A 23,508-nucleotide genomic window follows, 5' to 3' on the forward strand; every position below is an offset into this window, starting at 1 on the left:
GTATAGCGCAGCCGGCCTGCGATCAAGCCCCCTGACTAGCGCCTGACGCGCCGCCGCAGAGGGCGGCGGCCGCCCACAGGCCCTGGTGCCGGACCTGGCAGGTGATGCGGGCGGCGGCCAGGCGCCGCTCGCGCTCCGGGGAGTATTCCTCCAGTCCCCGGCGGCAGGCTTTCAGGCGCGCCTCCAGCGCGCTCCAGGCGCGGGCGAAGGCGTCCGCCCGCGCCGCTGGCGGACTGACAGCCAGCTCGGCGGCGGCATGCGGACCGCAATAAAGGCTGATCACGTCCGCATCGCCCGCCCAGGCCTGCGCGCCAGTCAGGTCCACGCCCGGCAGGCCCAGCCGGGACAGGCCGCAAAGAATATAAGGGCCATAGTAAGAGAAGGAACTGTTCCAGCGCGCGCCCGCGGGCATCCGCGGGCCCTGGGGCGTTTCCGTCCAGCCCGAAGCGGCTTGCGGATCGCGCCGCGCCAGTTCCGCGGCCAGCCAAACCCGGGCGGCCAGGCGCTGCCTCTGCCGGGAGACCGGCAGGTGCAGCAGCCACAATTCGACCGGGGCGCCCTCCCCGGTCAGCCTCAGAGGCCCGGTCACCCTTGCGTCCACGGAGTCGCCGGGCTGCCGATCCAGGCTTGCCCGGCAGGGATGGACTCGCCCTTGAGCACCAGCGTCAGCGGCCCCAGCCGCGCGCCGGCTTCGACCCGGGTGTCATACAGGATGGTGCTGCGTGGCCCGACATTGACGGCGTCGCCGATGCGGACCATGCCGATCTTCATCACCCGGTCTTCGAACAGATGGGTCTGCGGCCCGGACCAGGCGTGCAGCACGGCGTCGTCGCCGATCGACACGCAGTCGTACTCGGTGATGTCGGTGGTGTCCATGAAGACGCGTTTGCCGATGCGGGCGCCCATGCAGCGCAGGGCCAGCGGCAGCCAGGGCGTGGCCCGCAGGAAATTGAAGAAATTAGGCACCGCGATGGACTCGTACAGGCTGGTGACGGCTTCGCTCTTCCAGACGAAGGGCGTCCACATGGGCTCGGCGCGCGGCTGGTAGCGGCCGATCAGCGCCCACTTCAACGCCACCAGGAACAGGAAGGCGCCGACGCCGTACAGCACGCCGGCCAGCAGCAGCTCATCGAAAGCGGAGACGAAGCCTTCGCGCGCCGCCATGGGGATGACCTTCATCACGGTCAGATAGCCCACCGCGATCACCACGGCCAGCGGCAGGATCATGCGCATGCCCTCGACGCCGCCGCGCAGGATCTTGCGGCCCAGGCTGGGGCGGAAGGTCAAGTGCGCCGGAAAGCCCGCGGTCTGCTCGCGCGCCGGCAGCGCCAGCGGCGGATTGCCCAGCCAGGTCTGGCCGCTGGCCATGCGGGCGTTGGCCGGCGCGCGGCTCTGCACGCCGATCAGCACCTCGTCGGGCAGCACCGAGCCGTCCGGGACATAAGCGCCGTTGCCGACGAAACTGCGGTTGCCGATGACGGTGGGACGCATCGTCATCCAGCCGCCGTCGATTTCCTCGTCGCCCAGCATGACGCCGTCGGCGATGAAACTGTCGCGGCCCAGGGTCAGCATGTCGGGCACCACGCCCATGGCGGTGGAGATTTCCGTGCCGCGCCCGACCTTCGCGCCCAGCAAGCGATACCAGTTGCCGGCATAGATCGACGCGTACAGGCCGTGCAGCACGCTGAGGCTGGATTCCTGGATCTGGTTGGTCAGCCAGCGCCGCAGATAGATCTGGCCGTAGACGGGCCAGCGGCCGCTGGCCAGCCGGGGCAGCAGCGTCCAGCGCAGCAGCGCGGATACCAGCACCGTCAGCATCAGCAGCAGGGCGCTGGCGGGCAAGGCCAGCAGCAGATAGCTCAGGAAGGCTTGGGGCCAGGGCACGCGCGCGCCCATCAAGTCCAGCCAGCGCGCGTCGATCCAGTCGATCAGCACGAAGCTCGGGAACACCGGCATGAAGAACAAGGCGGCGATCAGCGTGCCGCCGCCCGCGTAGGCCACGCAGTCCAGCCGGCTCCAGATGCCCTGGCGCTGCGGCCGCGGCGGCAGCTCGGGCGCGCGGGCCTGCGGATCGTGCCGCGCCGGCGCGCCGCTCCAGATCTGGCCTGGCGGCACGCGCGCGCCCTGCGCCAGCGAAGACAGGCCATCCAGCCGGGCGCCCTCGCCCATCGCCACATCGCCCTGCAGCACCGAATAGGAACCGATGTAGGCGCGGTCCGCCAGCGTGATCGGCGCCACGCTCCACTCCCCACCACGCACCGCGAAGTTCTCCAGGTTCACCGCCGCGCCGATGCTGACGCCGTTTCCGACCGCCAACAGGTCGGGCGCGCGCACGGAAATGCGGCTGATGGCGGCGTCGCGGCCGATGCGCGCGCCCAGCGCCCGCAAGTACCAGATCTGCAGCGGCGACCCGGCAAGCAGATGCGCGGGCGGTATGTCCATCACCCGGTCCACCAGCCACCAGCGGTAGAACAGCCAGCCATACAGCGGGTAGCGGCCGGGCTTGAGCCTGCCCAGGATGCCCCACTTGCAGGCCACGGCCACGCCGAAGCTCAACAGGTTGCAGGCCAGATAGCTGGCGATGGACAGCGCCACCGCGCGCCAGACGGAGTCGCCCTCGTCGCCCGTCCAGTAGTGGTAGGTGAAGAACGGCGTCAGCCAGATCAGCATGCGCACGCCGATCAGCAGCGGCAGCGCCGCCAGCTGCGCCAGGCCGCAGGTCCAGCGGCGCCACTCGGGCGCGGCCGCCGGATCAGCGCCGGTCCCGGCGACGACTGCCGATTGGGTCGCGGCGCTTTCGGCCGAGGCCAGCGCGTCCAGCCGGGCCGCGAGGGTTCCCAGCACGGGATGCTGGTAAAGCTCGTGCATGGTCAGCGCGGAAAAATGCGGATGCTTGCGCAACGACGACACCAGGCGCGCGGCCAGCAGCGAATGGCCGCCCAGGTCGCGGAAGAAGTCGCTGGCCAGCCGCAGCGGCTGCCCCGGAAACAAAGGGCGCAGGGCGTCGAACAAGGCGAGCTCGCCTGGCGTGACGGGCACGTCGTCGTCACCGCAGGGCTCGGACACGGCGTCCAGCTCGCGCGCCTTCAACGCCTTGCGGTCGATCTTGCCCGAGGTCAGGCGGGGCACTTCGGCCACCAGTTCGAAGCGCGCCGGAATCATGTAGGCGGGTAAGTCCGCGCCCAGCGCGGCGCGCATCGCATGCGGGTCCAGCCGCGCCTCGCCCTCGGGCTTGAGGAAGGCCACCAACTGCTCGATGCCTGCCAGATCGCGCAGCACCACGGCAGCGGCGCCCACGCCCGGCAGGCGGTAAAGCGCGGCCTCGATTTCCCCAAGCTCGACGCGGAACCCCCGCACCTTGACCTGGTCGTCGCTGCGGCCCAGGCAATGGATCTGCCCGTGTTCGTCGATGCGCGCCAGATCACCGCTGCGGTACATGCGGGTGTCGTGATCGCCGGACGGGCGCGGATTGGCGAGGAATTTCTCGGCCGTCAGCTCGGGCCGGCCCAGATAGCCGCCGGCCACGCCAGGACCGGTGATGCACAGCTCTCCCACCTGCCCTTGCGGCAGCACCGCGCCGTCCTCGCCGCGCACCAGCATGCCGTAGTTGGGCAGCGGCGCGCCTATGGTCACGGGCTGGCCGGGCAGCAGTTCGGCCAGGCTGGCGGACACGGTGGTCTCGGTGGGGCCGTAGGTGTTGAACAGGCGCCGGCCGGGCGTAGCCCAGCGCGGCACCAGGAAATCCGGACAGACCTCGCCGCCCAGATTGACGATGCGCAGTCCAGGCACGTCGCGCGCGAACAGCGCCAGCAAGGTCGGCACCGCGTGCAGCACGGTAACGCTTTCACGCACCAGGGCGTCAGGCAGGCCTTCCGGGTCCGTGGTCAGCATCTTGGGCGCTACCCACAAGGACGCGCCGACCAGATAACTGATCCAGATCTCTTCGAACGACATGTCGAAGGCCACCGAGAAGCCTTGGTAGACCTTGTCTTCATGGCGCACGCCCAGCACTGCGTTTTCGCTGCGCAGGAAGTGGCAGATGCTGGCGTGGTTGATAGGCACGCCCTTGGGCTTGCCGGTGGAGCCCGAGGTGTAGATGACATAAGCAGGATGTTCGGGCAGCAGCCCTTCCCGCCTGCGCAAATCGCCTTCGACCGGCTCCGACAGCGCCCAGGTGGTCCAGGTTTCCATGCCGTCCAGCCGGACCTCGGCGCCCGCGATCAGTCCGTGGGCTCCCGCGTCCTGCAGGCAGACCAGCATGCGGTCCGCAGGCGTGTCGGATTCAAATGGCAGCCAGGCCGCGCCCGCTTTGGCGATGGCCGCCTGCATCACCAGCAGGTCGGCGCCGCGCGGCAGGCACAGGCCGACGATATCGCCGGGCCGCACGCCCGCTTCGATCAGATGGTGCGCGGCCAGGTCGGCGCGCTGGCCGAGCATGTCATAAGTGAGGGTGTGATCCAGCCAATGAATGGCGACGGCGGCGGGATGCCGGCGGATCGTGGCTTCCAGAATGTCGGGCAGCGTCTCTGCAAGCAGCAGGTCGGGCCGACAGGGGCCTTGGAGAATCATAGGAACGACAAGGATCCAGCAATGGGATTTTGCGTATTGACCCATGCCGCGGAATTTCGTTCAAGCAGGATTGAAAAAAACATCCGCGCCGCGCCCAGGCTGTGGCTTGCAGCCATCACAAGAACCTTGCGGCTGCAAGGAAAAAGCCCTGATCCGCGCGCGGCATGCGCGGATCAGGGCTGGCGCCAGACCCATGGGATCAGGCGGCATTACGGCAAGCTTTCTGCTCAGGCCGCCTCGCGCAAGGCGCGGGCCGCCTGCACCATGCCGATCAGCGCGGCTTCGGTTTCAGGCCAGGCGCGCGTCTTCAGGCCGCAGTCAGGATTGACCCACAGACGCTCCTTGGGCAGACGGGCCGCGGCCTTCTCCATCAGGCCGACCATCCAGTCCACTTCGGGCACGTTCGGCGAATGGATGTCGTACACGCCGGGACCGATATCGTTCGGATAACGGAAGTCCTCGAAGGCCTTGAGCAGATCCATGTTGGAACGCGAGGTTTCGATCGTGATCACGTCCGCGTCCATGGCGGCGATGGATTCGATGATGTCGTTGAACTCCGAATAGCACATGTGGGTGTGGATCTGCGTCTGGTCGCGCACGCCGGCGGTCGACAGGCGGAAGCAATCCACGGCCCAATCCAGATACGCCTGCCAGTCGGCGCGGCGCAGCGGCAAGCCTTCGCGGATGGCGGGCTCGTCGATCTGGATGACGCTGATGCCGGCGGTTTCCAGGTCCACCACTTCGTCGCGCAAGGCCAGGGCCAGTTGGCGGCAGGTCTGCTCGCGCGGCTGGTCGTCGCGCACGAACGACCACTGCAGGATGGTGACCGGGCCAGTCAGCATGCCCTTGACCGGCTTGTCGGTCAGCGACTGCGCGTAGGACGACCAACCCACCGTCATCGGCGCGGGACGGGCGACATCGCCGAAAATGACCGGCGGCTTGACGCAACGCGAGCCGTAGCTCTGGACCCAGCCGTTCTTGGTGAAGGCGAAGCCGGCCAGCAGCTCGCCGAAGTACTCCACCATGTCGTTGCGCTCGGGTTCGCCGTGTACCAGCACGTCCAGGCCGACCTTTTCCTGGAAGCGGATGACTTCCTCGATTTCCTTGCGGATGGCGGTCTCGTAGCCCGAGTCCGACAGCGCGCCCGACTTCCAGTCGCGGCGCAGGGCGCGGATTTCCGCAGTCTGCGGGAAGGAGCCGATGGTCGTGGTCGGGTAGGCGGGCAGGCCCAGCTCTTCCTGTTGGCGGGCGATGCGGCCGGCGAACGGCGCGCGGTCGCGCGACACGGCGGCCGCACCAGCCATGCGCTGGGCGACGGCCGGATTGTGGATGCGGGCCGAAAAACGGCGGGCGGCCAGCGCGGCGCGCTGCTTGGCCAGGCCGTCCTGCGCGGCGGCTTGCGTCGCGCTGTCCAGGGCGCGGCCCAGCAGGCTCAGTTCTTCCAGTTTCTGGGCGGCAAACGACAGCCAGCTCTTGAGCTCCGCATCCAACTCGGTTTCATAAGCCAGATCCACCGGCACGTGCAGCAGCGAGCACGAAGGCGCCAGCCACAGACGGTCGCCCAATTGCCGCTTGATCGGGGTCAGCGTGGCGATGGCGGCGTCCAGGTCGGTGCGCCAGATGTTGCGGCCATTGATGACGCCGGCGGACAGCACCTGTTCGGCGCCCAGGCCCGCGACCACTTCCGCCAGTTGTTCGGGCGCGCGCACCAGGTCCACGTGCAAGCCGGCCACGGGCAAGCCCAGCGCGGTCGGCAGATTGTCCTTCAGGCCGTCGAAGTAGGTGGCCACCAGCAGTTTGACCGCGCTGGCGGACAACTGGTCATAGGTTTGCTTGAACGCGTCGCGCCAGGCTTGCGGCAGATCCAGCGCCAGGATGGGTTCGTCGATCTGCACCCACTGCACGCCCAGCTTGGCGAAGCGCGCCAGCACTTCCTGGTAGACCGGCAGCAGCGCGGCCAGCAGTTGCAGCTTGCCCTCATCGGCGGCGCCGGCGTCAAAGGCATCGCCCTTGCCCTGATAGAGCCAGGTCAGCGGACCGGGAATCACGGGCTTGACGGCGTAGCCCTGGGCCTGCGCTTCGCGGACCTGTTCGAACAGCGATTCACGGGCGATGCGGAAGGTCTGGCCTGGCACCAGTTCCGGCACGATGTAGTGGTAGTTGGTGTCGAACCACTTGGTCATTTCGCAGGCGGCGGCGGGCTTGCCCGTCGGCGCGCGGCCACGGCCCATGCGGAACAGCGTGTCCAGCGTGACGGGCTCGTCGTCCTTCTGGCCGAAGCGGGCCGGCACGGCGCCCAGCAGCGTGGTCCATTCCAGGATCTGGTCGTACCAGGCGAAGTCGCCCACCGGCACGAACTTCAGGCCGGCGGCGGCCTGAAGTTTCCAGTGCTTGGCGCGCAGTTCACGGCCCGTCTGTTCCAGTTCTTCAGAGGTCTGCTTGCCGGCCCAATAGGCTTCGACCGCGCGCTTCAGCTCACGTTGCGCGCCGATGCGGGGGAAACCCAAATTATGAATAGTAGTCATGACATTTCCGCCGTTAGACAAAATTTGCTCAAGTGACGGCTATTCTGATGCCAAACCAAAATGAATCAAAATCAATGTACACATTCATAGAATGAGCAAATCTCATACAATATGAGCTTATTTCCTAACCCTGTAGTCACCCATGCTTGAAATCCGCCATCTTGAAACGCTTACCGCCATCCGCGATGGCGGCAGCCTGCAGGAAGCCGCCGAGCGCCTGCACCTGACCCAGTCGGCCCTGTCGCACCAGTTGCGCGACCTGGAAACCCGGCTGGGCACGCCGTTGCTGAACCGCCGCACGCGGCCGGCGCGGCTGACGACCGCGGGCCTGCGGGTGCTGGCGCTGGCGGATGAAGTGCTGCCGCGCATCCGCGCGACGGAACGGGATCTGCAGCGGCTGGCCGCGGGCCGCACCGGCCGGCTGCACCTGGCGATCGACTGCCATTCCTGCTTTCAGTGGCTGATGCCGGCCCTGGATGCCTTCCGCGCGCAATGGCCGGATGTGGCGTTGGACCTGTCGGCGGCGTTTTCCTTCGCCCCCCTGCCCGCCCTGGTGCGCGGCGACCTGGACCTGGTCATTACCTCGGACCCCCAGCCACTGGACGCGGTGGAATACCTGCCGCTGTTCAAGTACGAGCTGGTGCTGGCCGTGTCGGAATCCAATCCGCTGGCCGGCAGCAAGTTCGTCATGCCGGATCAGTTGGCCGACCAGACGCTCATCACCTATCCCGTGGACAAGCAGCGCCTGGACATTTTCACGGCCTTCCTCGACCCCGCCGACGTGGAGCCGGCCGCCATCCGCCGCGCGGAGCTCACCCCCATCATTGCGCAGCTGGTGGCCAGCAACCGCGGCGTGGCCGCGCTGCCCAACTGGGCGCTGACGGAATACATGAATCAGGGCTGGCTGCGGCTGTGCCGGTTGGGCCCGCAAGGCGTATGGCGCACGCTGTACGCGACGGTGCGCAGCGAGGACACGGATGCCTCGTACATCGATGAGTTCCTGACCATTACCCGCGACGTGTGTTTCAAGACGCTGTCGGGGATCAAGTCGGCGAAGTAAGAAGCCAGCCGTTTGCAGCGGAGGAACTCAGTCCTCGTCGCCGCCTTCGCCCAGAATGCGACGAATCACGTCATGTGCAAAGCCACGGCTGGCCAGAAAGCGCGCCTGTTTTGCGTACGCCGCGCGATCCTCCGGCTTGGCGCTGAAGCGCTTCTTCCAGACTTCGAGCGCGCGGTCGTATTCGGTAGCGCGCAGTTGTTCGCGCAATTCGGCGACCTGGTTGTCGTCCACCCCGTGCTGCCGCAATTCCTGCACGATGCGCGCCGCCCCCTGGCGCGAGGCGCGCCGATGGACCAAACTTTGCGCAAAGCGTTCGGTGGACAGCCAGCCTTCCTTCTCCAGGGCATCGAGCACGGCCTCGACTTCGGCCGGATCTTCGGCATGGGCGGCAAGCTTGCGCGCCAATTCCTCGCGGGCGTGCTCGCGCCGCGACAGATAGCCCACGGCCCGCATCTTCAACGACGGCCCCTTGCGGGTCGACTGACTGTCGGTATCCTGGCCGTCCTCGGCCGCGGCGGCACGGCGGCCGCGGCGCGCACCGCCCGCTTCCGAACTGCGGCTCCATGAATCCGGCGCATCGCCGGCTTGCGCTTCCTGCTCGCGGCGCGCATCCGAACTGCGGCGCAAGCCCTGCGGCTTGGCCACGGTTTCGAATTCATCGTCCAGCTTGGCGCGGAGGCGCTCGGCTGACGCGGGCGGCGGTTTCCAGCTCATGCGTTTCCTGCTTGCTATGCATAACGGCAGGCCCGTCCTGGCGCCTGCCGCAAGTGTTCGGGCTGCCCCGACGCGATACGCGGGCCGTTCGCGGCAAATCTGAATCCGCCACGCGCCAGGCCCGCCACCGATCCGATCAATCTTCGGCGGTGTCTTCCGCGGTGGGTACGAATTCGGCCGCGCGGCTGACGATGCCCTGGTTCTCGCGGACGCGGTTCTCGATCTCGACGGCCATGTCCTTGTGCTCTTTCAGGTACTCGCGGACATTGTCCTTGCCCTGGCCGATGCGGTTGCCGTTGTAGCTGTACCACGCGCCGGACTTGTCCACCACATTGGCGGCCACGCCCAGATCAATGATTTCGCCTTCGCGCGAGATGCCGGCGCCGTACATGATGTCGAATTCGGCCTGCTTGAACGGCGGCGCGACCTTGTTCTTCACGACCTTGACGCGGGTTTCGTTGCCGACGACCTCGTCGCCCTTCTTGATGGAACCGATGCGGCGGATGTCCAGGCGCACGGAGGCGTAGAACTTGAGCGCGTTGCCGCCGGTGGTGGTTTCGGGGTTGCCGAACATCACGCCGATCTTCATGCGGATCTGGTTGATGAAGATGACCATGCAGTTGGTCTTCTTGATGGTGGCGGTGAGCTTGCGCAGCGCCTGGCTCATCAGGCGGGCTTGCAGGCCGGGCAGGGAATCGCCCATTTCGCCTTCGATTTCGGCCTTGGGCACCAGCGCGGCCACCGAGTCGATGACGATCAGGTCGACCGAGCCGGAGCGCACCAGCGCGTCGGTAATCTCCAGCGCCTGTTCGCCGGTGTCCGGCTGCGAAATCAGCAGATCGGTCAGTTTGACGCCCAGCTTGGAGGCGTATTGCACATCGAGCGCGTGCTCCGCATCAACGAACGCGCAGGTGCCGCCGATTTTCTGCATTTCAGCGATGACCTGCAGCGTCAGCGTGGTCTTGCCCGACGATTCCGGGCCGTAGATTTCGACCACGCGGCCTCGCGGCAGGCCACCGACACCCAGCGCGATGTCCAGACCGAGCGAGCCCGTGGAAACCACCTGGATGTCATGCGAAACCTCGTTGTCGCCGTAGCGCATGATCGAGCCCTTGCCGAACTGCTTTTCGATCTGCGAAAGCGCGGCGGCAAGCGCCTTGGCCTTTTCCGATGCGGCGGCCTTGGTGGTTTTGTCGTCCATGTAGAGTCCTGTCTGTAACGTATCTGGTGTCTAGGGAAGTGCCGCAGGTTTAGGCGGGTGCTTTGAGCAACGGGTCAGATTATGGCATCGGATTATACTGTACATAAAACCAGTGTGCCAGTGTTTTGCACGTATACCCTGAGTGGCAAGCTTGGCGCCCTATGCCAGAATGCCAGACGAACCCGGCGTTTTGTCCCCTTTGCGCCACGGGGTCTTTTCTCACTGTAGCCCATGCGTATCCTGATCGCCGAAGACGACAGCATCCTGGCCGACGGCCTGTCCCGTTCGTTGCGCCACAACGGCTATGCCGTGGATGCGGTGCGCGACGGGTTGGCGGCCGATTCGGCGCTGGCGGCCCAGGCATTCGACCTGCTCATCCTGGACTTGGGCCTGCCGCAACTGGCCGGGCTGGAGGTGCTGCGCCGCCTGCGCGCCCGCAACTCCGCCCTGCCGGTGCTGATCCTGACCGCCGCCGACAGTATCGAACAGCGCGTCAAGGGGCTGGACCTGGGCGCCGACGACTACATGGCCAAGCCGTTCGCGCTGTCGGAACTCGAGGCCCGCGTGCGAGCCCTGACCCGGCGCGGCGCGGGCGGCGGCGCCACCATGATCAAGCACGGCCGCCTGCTGTTCGACCAGACCGGCCGCGTCGCCGTGGTCGACGACCAGACGCTGGACCTGTCGGCGCGCGAAGTCAGCCTGCTCGAGATCCTCCTGACCCGCAGCGGCCGCATGGTCAGCAAGACCCAGCTTGTCGACCACCTGTGCGAATGGGGCGAGGAAGTCAGCACCAACGCCATCGAGGTCTACGTCCATCGCCTGCGCAAGAAGCTGGAGCCCAGCGGCGTGAAAATCGTGACGGTGCGCGGCCTGGGCTACTGTCTTGAGCGGGACCAGGGTGCGGCGTACCTCGCAAGCTGAAGCGGCGCCGCCGGAAGCGCTGAACCAGGAAGCACTGGAGGTCATGCGGGCGGGGGCCAAGGGCCCGAGCTTCGCGCCGCCGCAACGCTCCCTGCTGGGCGAGATCCTGGACTGGATGCTGGCGCCGCTGTTCCTGCTGTGGCCGATGAGCGTGGCCATCACCTACGTGGTGGCGCAGAACATCGCCAACGTGCCCTACGACCGCGCGCTGGCCAACAATCTCCACGTGCTGACCCTGCAGGTGCACGCGCAGGACGGCCGCGCCGTGCTGAAGATGACCAGCACCGCGCGCGAAGTGCTGCACGCCGACGAGACCGACAGCGTGTTCTGGCTGGCGCTGGGCAGCCGCGGCGAATACCTGGGCGGCGACCGCGCCCTGCCGCTGCCTTCCACCGTGGGCCAGCCCCGCCCCGGCGAAGTGCAGTACGAAGACGCGACTTTGCGCGGCTTCGGCATCCGGCTGGCGTTCACCTGGGTGGACCTGCACCTGCCGGATACGCAGCCAGCGCTGCTGATCGCGGCCGAGACCGTCGAAAAGCGCACGCAGCTGGCCAACGACATCATCAAGGGCGTGATCATTCCGCAGTTCGTGGTGCTGCCCATCGCCGTGCTGCTGGTGTGGTTCGGGCTGTCGCGCGGGGTCGCGCCGCTGAACGCGCTGCAGCAGCGCCTGCGGGCCCGCCGGCCCGACGATCTTTCGCCCATCGACGAGCGCGCCGCGCCTACCGAGATCGCGCCCCTGGTGGCCGCGATGAACGATCTGCTGGACCGGCTTTCGTCCAACGTGCAGGCGCAGCGCCGCTTCGTCGCCGACGCGGCGCACCAGTTGAAGACGCCGCTGGCCGGCCTGCGCACCCAGGCCGAGCTGGCGCTGCGCGACGCCAGCCCCGAGGAAATGCAGTCCAGCCTGCGCCAGCTCGTGACCGGCTCGGAACGCGCCACTCGCCTGGTGAACCAACTGCTGTTGCTGGCCCGGGCCGAGAACCCCAGCGCCATCGGCTTGACCCGCACGGACCTCAACGCCATCGCCTACGAACAGGCCATGCACTGGGCGCCGCAGGCGCTGTCGCTGAACACCGACCTGGGCTTCGAGGGCTCGGACCACCCGGTGGAGATCAACGGCAACCCCCTGCTGCTGGCCGAACTGCTCAACAACTTGGTGGACAACGCGCTGCGCTACACGCCGCGCGGCGGCCACATCACGGTACGCGCACAAATCCTGGGCGCGCATGCGGTATTGGAGGTCGAGGATTCCGGCCCCGGCATCCCGCCTGAAGAGCGCGAACGGGTGTTCGACCGCTTCTACCGCGTGCTGGGCACCCAGTCCGACGGCAGCGGCCTGGGGCTGGCCATCGTGCGGGAGATCGCCCAGAAGCACCAGGCCAGCGTCGAAATCAGCGATCACCCCACGGCGCATTCGAACCTGCCCGGCATGCGGATCCGCGTGATCTTTCCGCTTTACACCGAGTTGTCAGACCTCTCCGACGCCTCCTAGGACTATCCCTAGCCTCCCAGGGGATAGTTACTTTCAGTTTCAATTTTAAGACTCAAGTAAGTATCCCGTCAGAACCTCGTCAGCGTCACCCCCCAATGTTGCATATAGCTCAATGTCGGCTCGCCGGCGGCGGGCGCAGCACGGCGGACCACCGCCGGCCATAAAACCGAGGAGACATCATGAGCACAACAACCATGGCAGGCCGCGGTCCATCCGCGGATCCGCGCCCGATGACCAAGGATGAACGCCGCGTCATCTTTGCGTCGTCGCTGGGCACGGTTTTCGAGTGGTACGACTTCTATCTGTACGGCTCGCTAGCCGCCATCATCGCGCAACACTTCTTCTCGGGCGTGAACCCCACCGCGGGCTTCATCTTCGCCCTGCTGGCGTTCGCCGCCGGTTTCGCCGTACGCCCGTTCGGCGCACTGGTGTTTGGCCGCCTGGGCGATCTGGTCGGACGCAAGTACACCTTCCTGGTCACGATCGTGATCATGGGCCTGTCCACGTTCCTCGTGGGCGTGCTGCCCAGCTACGCCAGCATCGGCCTGGCCGCCCCCGCCATCCTGATCGTCCTGCGCCTGCTGCAAGGCCTGGCGCTGGGCGGCGAGTACGGCGGCGCGGCGACCTATGTCGCCGAGCACGCGCCGCATGGCCGCCGCGGCTTCTACACGTCCTGGATCCAGACCACCGCGACCCTGGGCCTGTTCCTGTCGCTGCTGGTCATCCTGGGCATCCGCACGGTCATGGGCGAAGACGACTTCAAGGCCTGGGGCTGGCGCATTCCGTTCCTGATCTCGGTCGTGCTGCTGGGCATCTCGGTGTGGATCCGCCTGCAACTGAGCGAATCGCCGACCTTCAAGCGCATGAAGGAAGAAGGCAAGGGCTCCAAGGCGCCGATCGCCGAATCGTTCGGCCAATGGAAGAACCTGAAGGTCGTGATCCTGGCGCTGCTGGGCCTGACCGCCGGCCAGGCCGTGGTCTGGTACACGGGCCAGTTCTACGCCCTGTTCTTCCTGACGCAAACGCTGAAGGTCGACGCCAATACCGCCAACATCATGATCGCCATTGCGCTCCTGATCGGCACCCCGTTCTTCGTGGTCTTCGGCGCGCTGTCCGACAAGATCGGCCGCAAGCCCATCATCATGGCAGGCTGCCTGATCGCCGCGCTCACGTACTTCCCGATCTTCCAGGGCATCACGCACTTCGCCAACCCGGCGCTGGAAAAGGCCCAGGCCACGGCCCCGGTCACCGTGATCGCGGACCCCACCACCTGCTCGTTCCAGTTCAACCCGGTGGGCACTTCGTCCTTCACCAGCTCTTGCGACGTGGTCAAGTCGTTCATGGCCCGCAACTCGGTGAACTACAAGAACGAAGCGGCGCCGGCCGGCTCGGTCGCCAAGGTCAAGATCGGCAACGACGAGTTCGCCTCGTTCGACGGCAAGACCATGGCCCCGGCAGACTTCAAGGCCAAGGCCGCAGAACTGGACAAGGCGCTGACGACTGCCATCCGCAGCCACGGCTACCCTGCCAAGGCTGACCCGGCCCAGAGCAACAACGTCATGGTCGTGGTGCTGCTGGCCATCCTGGTGCTCTACGTCACCATGGTGTACGGCCCGATCGCCGCCATGCTGGTGGAAATGTTCCCGACGCGCATCCGCTACACGTCGATGAGCCTGCCCTACCACATCGGCAACGGCTGGTTCGGCGGCTTCCTGCCCCCGGTCGCCTTCGCCGTGGTCGCCGCCACCGGCAACATCTACGACGGCCTGTGGTATCCGATCATCATTGCAGTCATGACCCTGGTCATCGGCACGCTGTTCGTGCGCGAATCCAAGGACAACGACATCAACGCTTAAACGGCCATCCCCCGCCGGACGGGACTGCTGCGCCCGCCCGGCCTTTCAAAAGCTCCTTATGGAGCTTTTTTTTTGCGCGCAATCAAGCAGGATCCGTCCCAGGAAGCGAGCGGGCGAAAAAGAGACCTGCACTTTCAGGACCATGTCAGACCCGCGCCATTAGACTGAGCGCTCAGATTACGGCCTTGCGCCAGATTGACCGACGATTGATCCCCCTGTCGGACGATTGCAGGGCCAGTGTTCTGACACCGATACCGCGTTCCCCGCGAGCCTTTTATGACGCGGTATTGCGTGCTCCCGTACCGGCCCGGCCCTCAATGAGCCGGGCCGCTTTTTTTTGTGCCGGCGCGCGCAAAAATGGCGACCCGCGGTCGCCATGGCTTGCTTCTGCAGACGGCGGCCGTAGCCGCCCGCAATCAGCGGCGCATGCCCACGCCGATGGCCACCACTCCGGCCACGATGGCCGCGATGCCGGCCCAGGCCGGGATCGCCACCGACTTCTCGGTCTCGGCGGTAGCCTTCACCGAACCAATCTGCAGCACGGTCTCCTCGGACTTGTAGTTGAAGCCCTTGTAGGCCAGGGCAGCGATGCCCAGGACGATCAGAATGGCGCCGATGATCTTCATTTTTTATCTCCAGTTCGACTTGCTGCGCGGACAGTAGCGCATCGGCCCGCCGCTGTCAGTGACAGAAGGTGTCGCATCACGCTGCGGTATTGCCGCACTTCGGCAAAGCGGCCGCGTCGTATAGAATCAACCCTTTTGGCCGACGCTCATGTGGTTCAAGAATCTCAAGATTTATCGCCTCTCCTCGCCGTGGACGCTGGTCGGCGACCAGCTTGAAGAAACGCTCGCGCGGCATGCCTACCAAAGCGGCAACAACCTCGAAATGCAGAGCCTGGGCTGGGTGCCTCCGCGTGAAAACGGCGGCCTGGCCCATGTGGTCAACGGCCAGATCCTGCTGAGCCTGCGCGCCGAGAAGAAGCTCCTGCCGGGCACCGTCGTCAACCAGGTCGCCAAGGCCCGCGCCCAGGAAATCGAAGAGCAGCAAGGCTACAAGCCGGGCCGCAAGCAAATGAAGGAAATCAAGGAGCGCGTCACCGACGAGCTCCTGCCGCGCGCCTTCAGCGTGTACCGCGACACCCGTGTCTGGATCGACCCGCAGAACCATTGGCTGGTGATCGACGCGGCCGCCTCGGCCAAGGCCGACGAAGTCATCGGCCTGTTGGCCAAGTGCGTGGACCCCTTCCCGCTCGAAAACCTGTACGTGGCGCAGTCCCCGGCCTCGGCCATGACCGGCTGGCTGGCCGAGGACGAGGCTCCGGCCAACTTCTCCATTGACCAGGACACCGAGCTGCGTTCGTCGGGTGAAAGCGGCGCGGCCATCCGCTACGTCAAGCACTCGATCGACGCCGACGACGTGCGCCGCCACATCCAGTCGGGCAAGCAGTGCACTCGCCTGGCCATGACCTGGGCAGACCGCATCTCGTTCGTGCTGACCGAAGGCCTGGACGTCAAGCGCGTTGCGCCCCTGGACGTGCTGAAGGAAGGCAACGAAGGCGTGGCCGCCAACGACGACGAAAAGTTCGATTCCGACATGATGCTGATGACGGGCGAACTGGCCAAGATGATGGCCGAACTGGTCGACGCGCTGGGCGGCGAAAAGAAGGTGTAAGCCGCAGGCGCCATGGCGCCACGGGCAAACCGCGGGCCGCCCATGATCGGGCGGCCTTTTTCATGCGCGAGAAGCCTGGCTTCAGGCCGCCACCGCGCGGTCGCGGCCGGCCTGCTTGGCCTGGTAGAGCGCCTTGTCGGCGCGGTCGATCAGATAGGCATAGTCCGGATGGCCGTCGAACGTCGCTACGCCGATGCTGGCCGTGATGAGCAGCGGACCGGCCTCGGGAATGTTGAAGACATGGCGGCGGATTTCCGCGCCCAGCTTCTCGGCCGTGGCCAAGGCGGCCTCGCTTGCGGTGTCCACCAGCACCACCAGGAATTCTTCGCCACCATAGCGGAACACGAAATCGCTGGAACGGCACGATTGGTGCAGGACCTCGGCAAACTGGCGCAGCACCTGGTCGCCGCCGGAATGGCCGTGCTGGTCGTTGATGGCCTTGAAATGATCGATGTCCAGCAGCAGCACGGAGAACGCGCTGCGCTGGCGCCGCGCAATCGAAATTTCGCGCCCGATCACCGAGGGCAGGAAGCGCCGGTTCAGCACGTTGGTCAGCGGATCGCTGCCGCTTTCGATCTCGGCCACCATGTCGAACAGGCCGTTGAGCAGGTGCTTGATGCGCGCCACCAGCTCCTGCAGCTCGCGCACATGGTCGGGCATGGCCGAGGCCTGCCCCAGCTCCTCGCCCCGCATCAATTGGGGCAGCACCACCCCATCCAGCTGCGCGACGGCGTCCATGATCTGCTGCAGGCCCGGCGCGCTTTCGAACATCGCGCCGCCCTTGTGTTGCAGCCACAGCCCGAATTCCGAGGCCGCCAGCCGCGGCAGGCTTTGCCCCGGCGCGCGGTAGTGCAGGCCGATCAGCACCGCCTGGCTCCATTCCAGCAAGGCGGCACGCTGGCGTTCGCGCTCCGTGGAAATGTTCTGCCCCAGGGCGAAGAGCCGGTAGGCCTCGTCGTTGCGGGCGCCGCGGCTGATGTCGCGCATGAAGGCGCGGCTCATCTGCTCGACCGCCAGGTCGAACAGATTACAGACGTACTGGGTCGCGACCGATGCGGCCATGCCGTCCAGGTCGCTGGCGCGCAGGCGCAGCGCGATCTCGTTCTTCAGGATGCGAGCGCCGGCCATCACCAGATGAATCGGGATGTGGACGCGGGCGTGCACTTCGCCCACTTTTTTCTGCGTGGCCATCAGCACGCCGACGTCGCCCTGATCGCGCACGCACAGCAGCCCCTTGAGCCAGCGCGTCATGCCTGCGTGCAGGCGGCTGGACACGATTTCATGGGACAGGCGCGGGCCTGCCTCGTCATCGGCCAGCAGCGTGGAATAAAAGGCGTCGACCAGTTCCGAAAGGCTGTCGCCGACCACGGCGGCGACCTGCCCGCGCGTGTAGGCGTCGACCGATTGGTACACCGCTACCCAGGCCTGCTCATTGGACGCGCTCAGGTAGCACGCTTGGCTGGATGCGCCGGTGTGCGGCTCGGAAAGTAAGGGGACGTCGGGACTGCTAGAAGACATAAATAATCCGCACTAGGGCTCCTCGGAGTGTCTGGAAACGACACGCGACAGGAAAAACCAGCGCGGATTATGCTTGAAATCAACGGGCCAGGCCGCCCCATGGCCCTGCGCCCTAGGGGTATTGGGCCCAGCGCCGCGCCCTTATTCGAGCCCGTGGAACGCGGAATCGTCCGGACCGACGTGGGACGGATGCTGCCAAGTCACGTCGCGCAAGGAATGCTGCACCAGGCCTTCGACGCCCAGCAGCACCGCGAAGATCGCCATGCGGATGGGGATGCCATTGTCGGTCTGGCGGAAGATGGCCAGGCGCGGATCATGGTTGAGGTCCACGCTCAAATCGTTGGCTCCCGGGCGGCTGTCGCGCGGCAGCGGGTGCATGACGATGGTATCGGGGCCGCAGTAGGCGTCGATGATGGCGCGGCCGATCTGGAAATCCGGCGTGTAGCCTTCGTTCTCTTCATTGGCGAAGCGCTCTTTCTGCACGCGCGTGGCATAGATCACGTCCGCGCCCGCCAGGCCTTCGGCCAGCGTGGTCTTCTGCTCGATGATGTTGCCGTTGCGGCTGGCCTGCTCGATGATGTAGGACGGCATCTCCAGGCCCTTGGGCGACACCAGCGAGAACTTGACGTTCTTGTACAGCGCCATCAGTTTGATGAGCGAGTGCACGGTGCGGCCGTATTTCAGGTCGCCGACCATGGCGATATGCGCGCCGTCCAGCAGTTTGCCCAGGCGCGAGAACTCGGTCAGGATCGTGTACAGGTCCAGCAGGGCCTGGCTGGGGTGCTCGCCCGGGCCGTCGCCGCCATTGACCACGGGGATGTTGGTGGCGCGCGCGAATTCCGCGACCGAACCCTGGTCCGGATGGCGGATGACCATGGCGTCGACGTAGCCGCTCATGACGCGGCTGGTGTCGTAGATCGATTCGCCCTTGGCCATGGACGAGAACGTGAAGCCGGTGGTATCGCAGACCGAGCCGCCCAGGCGGCAGAACGCGGAGCCGAAGCTGACGCGGGTACGGGTGCTGGCCTCGAAGAACAGGTTGCCCAGCACCGCGCCTTCCAGCACACGGGACACCTTTTGGCGGCGGGCGATGGGCTGCATCATGTCGGCCACGCGGAACAGGTCCTCGACCGATTCGCGCGTGAACTGGTCCACCGACAGCAGTTGGTGCTTGCCTTCCACCGCGATGCGGTCACGCAACGGACCTTCTTGTACGCTTTGCGTATATTTTTCCAGCAATACTCCGTTCTGCACGATTTCGCTGACAAAGCGCTGCACCACTTCCGGCATGGCTCGGAATTCCTGCGAGCCCTCCGGCAACAGCCAGGTGTCGAGCGCACGGCGCTTGACGCCAATGCGGGTCGCGAACACGTCGCGGGTGAGATTCAGGCGCCGCATGGCGTCGCGCAGGAAGGCTTGCTGGGAGATGGTCATGACGGGCCCCGAACAGGAGATTTATATACGCTTTGCGCATATTATTCTCAACACAAATTCAAGTCCAACATTTTTGCGCACACGGGTTTACCCGCAACTACCGCCTGGCATAGGCCGTTGTCGTCTGGGGTGCATCCGTGATCGCCTGTCCAGCCGCCAGCCAGCAGGCGGCGCAGAAGGCGAGCGCGCTGATCAGATAGCAAAACATGGCCAGAAGCTGCGCGGGCCAATGCGCGCGCGTCAGATGTCCGGTGTAGCCCTGGCGCAACAGGCTGACCTGCGCCAGGTAGGCAAACAGTATTCCCAGGCAAGCGGCCAGCAGGCCGCCCAGCAGCAGGGCCAGCGGCAATTGCAGATCCGACGCGGCGATCTCGCCGCCCACCACGCCCAAGGAAAAGCCGGTCAGCACCAGCGCCGCGCCGCCATTGAGCCAACCCAGGAAACGGAACGCCCCCGCCAGCAGCGAGAACGACAGGCCGCTGGCGCGGATCTGCTGGGCGCGGGCGTCCATGGATCAGCCTTCGCCGCCCTTGCGGCAAACCGGCGTGGCGCTCTGGATGGAAGTGCGGGCGGCAGCGATTTCGGCCGCGTCCCAACGCCCTGCGCCCAGCACCGTGATGGTCACCTTGGACGTCGACGGACTGGCGCTTTCGGCGGCGATCAGTTCCAGCACCTTGGCGGGTTCCGTCACTTTATAGAGCTGCACTTCGTCCGGCGCGCCTTTTTCGCCCTTCACGTGGCGCCAGGCATAGGCGACGTTGTAGGCGTGCTGCACTTGTATGTGGCAGGTGCGCACGTACTCGCCGGCCCGGCGGAAAGCCGCTTCGTAGTTGGTATTTACCGTGAAGGTCTCGGTCACGACGGCATCGGATTCGTAAACCCCTTTGCTCGCGCAGCCGGCCAACAGGGCCGCAAACGCCATTCCCATCCACAAAGACTTGCGCATGACACTTCCCACGATCGAATTCAACTCCCCGAATTATGCCAGCGAGAGGGGGGGAGCCCCCCACGCCGCTCTCGCGGCGCTCGTTTGCTGCCTCTCCCGCCCCGCGCATCAACAAAAAAGCCGCGAGAAGGATGCGTAGGCATGTCTCGCGGCTTTTGAGCCGGGATTACGGCATATGGAACAAGGGGGGCTACTTGGTGGCAGCGCCCTCAATCTTCTCGCCACCCCGCTGGATGTCCTTGCCTGCCCCCGCTACGGTGTTGCAACCCGCCGATAGCGCGGCGATCGAAAGCAACATGGCGAGAAAGACTTTGTTCTTCATAGACATCTCCTGTCTGGGCTTGGAAAGTGAAGCCAGCATACCCCAAAGACCCTCATTTGGGCATCGGCTGGACGCGGCCCCGGCAGGCCCGCGCCAAGGGTCGGAACAAGTATCAAACACCGTTGAAAAGGCTTGCGTTCGCCTGTCGCGCAATTGCCGCCAATCGATTAGGATGCGGACATGACCAAGAAACAAGCATCGCAAAACGCCGGTTCGGCCCACCAGGGCTGGGGCTGGGAACAGCCGCAATGCCGCGGCCAGGCAGCTTTGGCGCTCTTCATCGACGATCTCCATCGCATTTTGCAGGCGCATGCCGCCGGCAAGCTGGCTGAAAGCAGCACGCTGGCCGACGCGCAGCAGAACGTGAACGAATTGCTGGCCCGCTACAACGAAATCGGCGCCGCGCCGGATATTTTTCTCGGCCAATCGGTCGAACTCAAAGAGGGCGTGGACCGCGACGGGGTATCCCATACGGTACCCATTTTTTCGGCGCGCCTGAAACAGTCATTGGTATCGATGCTGGGCCAAGGCCCAGCCTGAAGCACCGCCCGGCTTGCCAGCAGGCTCAGGGCCATAACCAGAACAGTCACCGCAGGAGACCGCACTATGAAGAATGCCGACAACGTCGTAGAGTTCCTGCGCTTGCTGTCGCTGGATGTCTCCCTGGGAGCCGCCGCCCAGCATGCCGCCAGCCAGGCGGATGCGCCCCTGGCCCTGGCCCGTCTGGCCACCGCTCATGGTTTGCCCTGCAACGCGTCGGACTGGTCCGCCTTTGCCCGCAGTTGCCTGGACAGCTCCGACCTGACCGAGCAGAACGCAATCCCCGACGAAGCCACCATTTGGCAACTGGTGCAGGATCCCGCGCACGGCACGGACATTCCTGCCAGCGCCATCACCCGCGTCATCGGCATCGTCACGCAACCGGAAGGGGGCGAGCCCGTGGTGGGCCATGTGGTCGGCGATCTGGCGCCGCGAGCGCCGCTGGGCCTGGCGCCCTACACTTCGGGCTCCTGAAGCCGCTCGGCTTCAGGCATCCGCCGGCACGCGCCCGGCGGATCTCAGGAATTCCATCACCCCGGCCGCGGCAACCACGCCGCTCGCCATGCACGCCGTCAGCAGATAGCCGCCCGTCGGCGCCTCCCAATCCAGCATTTCCCCCGCACAGAACGCGCCAGCCATCCCGCGCAGCATCAGGCCGGCATCCAATGCGTCGAACGACACACCGCCAGCCGTGCTGATCGCCTCGTCCATGGGCCGCGCTCGCTCCAGGCGCAACGGCAAGGCCTTGATGCGCAAGCCCAGACGCTCTGGGTCGCGGAAGTCCTCGGCCGTGGCGCATTCCCGCAGCAGCCCCGCCTTGACCCCGATCAGACCCAGGCGGCTCTGCAGATGGCTGGACATCGAGCGCGAGCCGCGCGGATGGGTCACGGCCGCCATCACTTTTTCCTGAGACCAATCCGGGGCCAGATCCAGCAGGGCGATGGCATGCCCCTGGCTGTCGATCTGGTCGCGCAGCGGCGCGGACAAAGCGTAGACCAGGCTGCCTTCTATGCCGGTTTCCGACACGACGAACTCCCCCTGCCTGGCAGGCGTCCTGCCGGCCGTGGTCTCGCAGGCCATGGCCACGGACTTCACGGGCTGCCCGGCATGGCGCTCGCGGAAATGATCCGACCAAGCCACATCGAATCCGCAATTGGCCGGACGCAGCGGCGCAACGGCGACGCCATGCGCTTGCAAGCCGTCGACCCAGGCGCCGTCCGATCCCAGTTTGGCCCAGCTGCCTCCGCCCAGCGCCAGCACCACGGCGTCGGCCGCGTAGAGCTGTTCGCCCTCGGGCGTGTGAAAGCGCAGCGCTCCCGCGCCCGGCCGCGAACCCGCCGGCCAACCCAGCCAGCGGTGCCGCATGTGCAGGCGCACGCCGCTGGCGCGCAGCCTGGCCAGCCACGCCCGCAACAGGGGCGCCGCCTTCATTTCCTGGGGAAACACCCGGCCGGACGAACCCACAAAGGTCTGAATGCCCAGGCCATGCGTCCATTCGCGCAGTCCGTCGGCATCCAGCGCGCGCAACCAAGGCGCCACGTTCAGCGCGCGGTCACCGTAACGCGCCAGGAACGGCGCTGCCGGCTCGCTATGGGTCAGGTTCAAGCCTCCCCGGCCCGCCATCAGGAACTTGCGGCCGACCGAGGGCATCGCATCGAACACATCCACCTGCACGCCTTGCTCGCTCAGGCGCTCGGCCGCCATCAGGCCGGCCGGACCGCCGCCTATGACGGCGACACGCGCGACAGCCGGACTCATGGCGCCGGCGCCTTCAGGCCGCAGGAATGGATACGCGTAGCACTAAGCATGGGGAACGAACCGGGAGGCAATGGCGGAACAGGCGCTGACGCGCCAGGAAGGGAAAAGATTGTCGCATAGCCGAACCTTGGGGCTGCCCGGAAGCAATAAACGCCCCGATGGGGCGTTTATTGACCGGCACTGCCAAGTCATTGTTCCGACAGGGAAAACCCGAAATGCGCAGAGGCTATCCCAAGGCTTGTCCACAGTAGCTGTGGGTAATTCAGCCCGAACAGGAAAGCACTCAGCCGCGGATCGTGCCCAGGCTCAGGCGTTGGCGGACTGCATCGGGCCGGACCAGGGTTCGGCGTCGATCTCGAAACGCAGCTCCTGGTACTCGCCGTCCACCGAGACGGATGGCAGCAAACCGGCACCCAGCGCCTGACCCAGCGCGCGGCGGCAGAGCGTTTCAGGATCATCGGGCAAGGACTGGAACACCCCATCCGGAATACGCAGACGCAGCATCGCCTGCGGATCGCCGCGTTCAGCCGGCCGGCCGATATGGATATGCGCGGGATAGCCGTGGGGGCACCAGATGCCCACGTGGTACTTGCCGTCAGCGCCCGTATCGGCGACATAGCCGGGATGATCGTATTTTGCTGTTCCCATGGACCCTCCTCGAGTGCGGCAACCTAGCGCGCGTGACCCATGGTAGCGCACGGTTGGAGGCCTGTGCGGCCGCGAACACCAGGGAAAGTCCGGACTGGAACAAAGGTTTGACGCAGAGCAAGCGGTGCGGGAAATCCTGCCGCGGGGCGAAAAAAAAGCCGCGATGAATATCGCGGCTTTCTTCTGCAAGGGACTATCCAGTGCGGCATTTCTTGCCATGCCACGGGACCGTCCGGGTCCTGCTTGAAACTGGTTGCGGGGGCAGGATTTGAACCTACGACCTTCGGGTTATGAGCCCGACGAGCTGCCAGACTGCTCCACCCCGCG

Annotated in this window: 20 protein-coding genes and 1 tRNA gene; 7 read left to right on the top strand and 14 right to left on the bottom strand. The window is 66.0% G+C overall.

All coding sequences use genetic code 11. The annotated features are described in order from the left end of the window. Nucleotides 1-22 precede the first annotated feature (22 nt). The 3 genes from FOC84_RS03195 to metE form a co-directional block, all read right to left on the bottom strand. Nucleotides 23-589 carry a hypothetical protein gene (locus tag FOC84_RS03195; protein ID WP_173143146.1) on the bottom strand — a complete coding sequence of 189 codons (567 nt, stop codon included), beginning with the start codon at nucleotides 587-589 and terminating at the stop codon, nucleotides 23-25. Continuing rightward, nucleotides 586-4,569: a Pls/PosA family non-ribosomal peptide synthetase gene (locus FOC84_RS03200; RefSeq protein ID WP_173143147.1), complete on the bottom strand. Its 3,984-nt coding sequence runs from the start codon at nucleotides 4,567-4,569 to the stop codon at nucleotides 586-588. Before FOC84_RS03200 ends, FOC84_RS03195 begins: the two co-directional genes overlap by 4 nt. A gap of 227 nt (nucleotides 4,570-4,796) precedes the next feature. Continuing rightward, the gene (gene metE, locus FOC84_RS03205) at nucleotides 4,797-7,094 is read right to left on the bottom strand and encodes a 5-methyltetrahydropteroyltriglutamate--homocysteine S-methyltransferase (protein ID WP_173143148.1); all 2,298 of its coding nucleotides are present in this window, start codon (nucleotides 7,092-7,094) and stop codon (nucleotides 4,797-4,799) included. A 142-nt stretch (nucleotides 7,095-7,236) separates the two neighbouring features. Here metE and FOC84_RS03210 point away from each other — a divergent pair, with 142 nt between their 5' ends. Beyond that, a complete protein-coding gene (locus FOC84_RS03210; RefSeq protein WP_173143149.1) occupies nucleotides 7,237-8,154 on the top strand; it encodes a LysR family transcriptional regulator in 918 nt (305 codons plus the stop codon). Nucleotides 8,155-8,181: 27 nt separating this feature from the next. On the opposite strand, the gene recX is transcribed toward FOC84_RS03210, so the two are convergent. Continuing rightward, nucleotides 8,182-8,868, bottom strand: coding sequence for a recombination regulator RecX (recX, locus tag FOC84_RS03215; protein ID WP_173143150.1), 687 nt, complete (start codon nucleotides 8,866-8,868; stop codon nucleotides 8,182-8,184). 136 nt (nucleotides 8,869-9,004) lie between these two features. Continuing rightward, a complete protein-coding gene (gene recA, locus FOC84_RS03220) occupies nucleotides 9,005-10,069 on the bottom strand; it encodes a recombinase RecA (RefSeq protein WP_173143151.1) in 1,065 nt (354 codons plus the stop codon). A gap of 231 nt (nucleotides 10,070-10,300) precedes the next feature. On the opposite strand from recA, the gene FOC84_RS03225 reads away from it, so the two are divergent. From FOC84_RS03225 to FOC84_RS03235, 3 genes are all read left to right on the top strand, one after another. Beyond that, nucleotides 10,301-10,990, top strand: a complete 690-nt coding sequence (locus FOC84_RS03225; protein WP_173143152.1) for a response regulator transcription factor — start codon at nucleotides 10,301-10,303, stop codon at nucleotides 10,988-10,990. A 115-nt stretch (nucleotides 10,991-11,105) separates the two neighbouring features. Continuing rightward, nucleotides 11,106-12,485, top strand: a complete 1,380-nt coding sequence (locus FOC84_RS03230; protein WP_173149940.1) for a sensor histidine kinase — start codon at nucleotides 11,106-11,108, stop codon at nucleotides 12,483-12,485. A gap of 194 nt (nucleotides 12,486-12,679) precedes the next feature. After that, a complete protein-coding gene (locus FOC84_RS03235; protein WP_438800877.1) occupies nucleotides 12,680-14,341 on the top strand; it encodes an MFS transporter in 1,662 nt (553 codons plus the stop codon). 416 nt (nucleotides 14,342-14,757) lie between these two features. Here FOC84_RS03235 and FOC84_RS03240 read toward each other — a convergent pair whose 3' ends face one another. Next, nucleotides 14,758-14,967 (bottom strand): hypothetical protein, encoded by a 210-nt coding sequence (locus tag FOC84_RS03240; RefSeq protein WP_059379226.1) that lies wholly within the window; start codon nucleotides 14,965-14,967, stop codon nucleotides 14,758-14,760. 148 nt (nucleotides 14,968-15,115) lie between these two features. Here FOC84_RS03240 and FOC84_RS03245 point away from each other — a divergent pair, with 148 nt between their 5' ends. Beyond that, nucleotides 15,116-16,015, top strand: a complete 900-nt coding sequence (locus FOC84_RS03245) for a recombination-associated protein RdgC (protein ID WP_054451049.1) — start codon at nucleotides 15,116-15,118, stop codon at nucleotides 16,013-16,015. An 81-nt stretch (nucleotides 16,016-16,096) separates the two neighbouring features. Here the strand turns inward: FOC84_RS03245 and FOC84_RS03250 are convergent, their stop codons facing one another. From FOC84_RS03250 to FOC84_RS03270, 5 genes are all read right to left on the bottom strand, one after another. Next, on the bottom strand, nucleotides 16,097-17,533 hold the full coding sequence (locus FOC84_RS03250; protein WP_173143154.1) for a diguanylate cyclase: 1,437 nt from the start codon (nucleotides 17,531-17,533) through the stop codon (nucleotides 16,097-16,099). A gap of 141 nt (nucleotides 17,534-17,674) precedes the next feature. Further along, entirely contained in the window at nucleotides 17,675-18,967 is a 1,293-nt protein-coding gene (locus FOC84_RS03255; RefSeq protein WP_173143155.1) for an aspartate carbamoyltransferase, read from the bottom strand. A 97-nt stretch (nucleotides 18,968-19,064) separates the two neighbouring features. Next, nucleotides 19,065-19,478, bottom strand: a complete 414-nt coding sequence (locus FOC84_RS03260) for a hypothetical protein (protein WP_173143156.1) — start codon at nucleotides 19,476-19,478, stop codon at nucleotides 19,065-19,067. A 3-nt stretch (nucleotides 19,479-19,481) separates the two neighbouring features. Continuing rightward, the gene (locus tag FOC84_RS03265; protein WP_173143157.1) at nucleotides 19,482-19,913 is read right to left on the bottom strand and encodes a BPTD_2524 family lipoprotein; all 432 of its coding nucleotides are present in this window, start codon (nucleotides 19,911-19,913) and stop codon (nucleotides 19,482-19,484) included. A 190-nt stretch (nucleotides 19,914-20,103) separates the two neighbouring features. Continuing rightward, nucleotides 20,104-20,235, bottom strand: a complete 132-nt coding sequence (locus tag FOC84_RS03270; RefSeq protein WP_088139308.1) for an entericidin A/B family lipoprotein — start codon at nucleotides 20,233-20,235, stop codon at nucleotides 20,104-20,106. Nucleotides 20,236-20,415: 180 nt separating this feature from the next. Between FOC84_RS03270 and FOC84_RS03275 the strand changes: the two genes are divergently transcribed. Then, nucleotides 20,416-20,775: a hypothetical protein gene (locus FOC84_RS03275; protein ID WP_173143158.1), complete on the top strand. Its 360-nt coding sequence runs from the start codon at nucleotides 20,416-20,418 to the stop codon at nucleotides 20,773-20,775. Nucleotides 20,776-20,841: 66 nt separating this feature from the next. Beyond that, a complete protein-coding gene (locus FOC84_RS03280; RefSeq protein ID WP_173143159.1) occupies nucleotides 20,842-21,249 on the top strand; it encodes a hypothetical protein in 408 nt (135 codons plus the stop codon). A 12-nt stretch (nucleotides 21,250-21,261) separates the two neighbouring features. On the opposite strand, the gene FOC84_RS03285 is transcribed toward FOC84_RS03280, so the two are convergent. The 3 genes from FOC84_RS03285 to FOC84_RS03295 all read right to left on the bottom strand — a co-directional run bounded on the left by FOC84_RS03285 (nucleotide 21,262) and on the right by FOC84_RS03295 (nucleotide 23,508). Next, nucleotides 21,262-22,533, bottom strand: coding sequence for a TIGR03862 family flavoprotein (locus FOC84_RS03285; protein ID WP_173143160.1), 1,272 nt, complete (start codon nucleotides 22,531-22,533; stop codon nucleotides 21,262-21,264). Nucleotides 22,534-22,839: 306 nt separating this feature from the next. After that, a complete protein-coding gene (locus FOC84_RS03290) occupies nucleotides 22,840-23,181 on the bottom strand; it encodes a hypothetical protein (protein ID WP_173143161.1) in 342 nt (113 codons plus the stop codon). Nucleotides 23,182-23,431: 250 nt separating this feature from the next. Next, nucleotides 23,432-23,508 (bottom strand) — tRNA-Met (locus FOC84_RS03295).

This window comes from Achromobacter pestifer, assembly GCF_013267355.1.
In the GTDB taxonomy this organism is placed as follows: Bacteria; Pseudomonadota; Gammaproteobacteria; order Burkholderiales; family Burkholderiaceae_B; genus Achromobacter; species Achromobacter pestifer_A.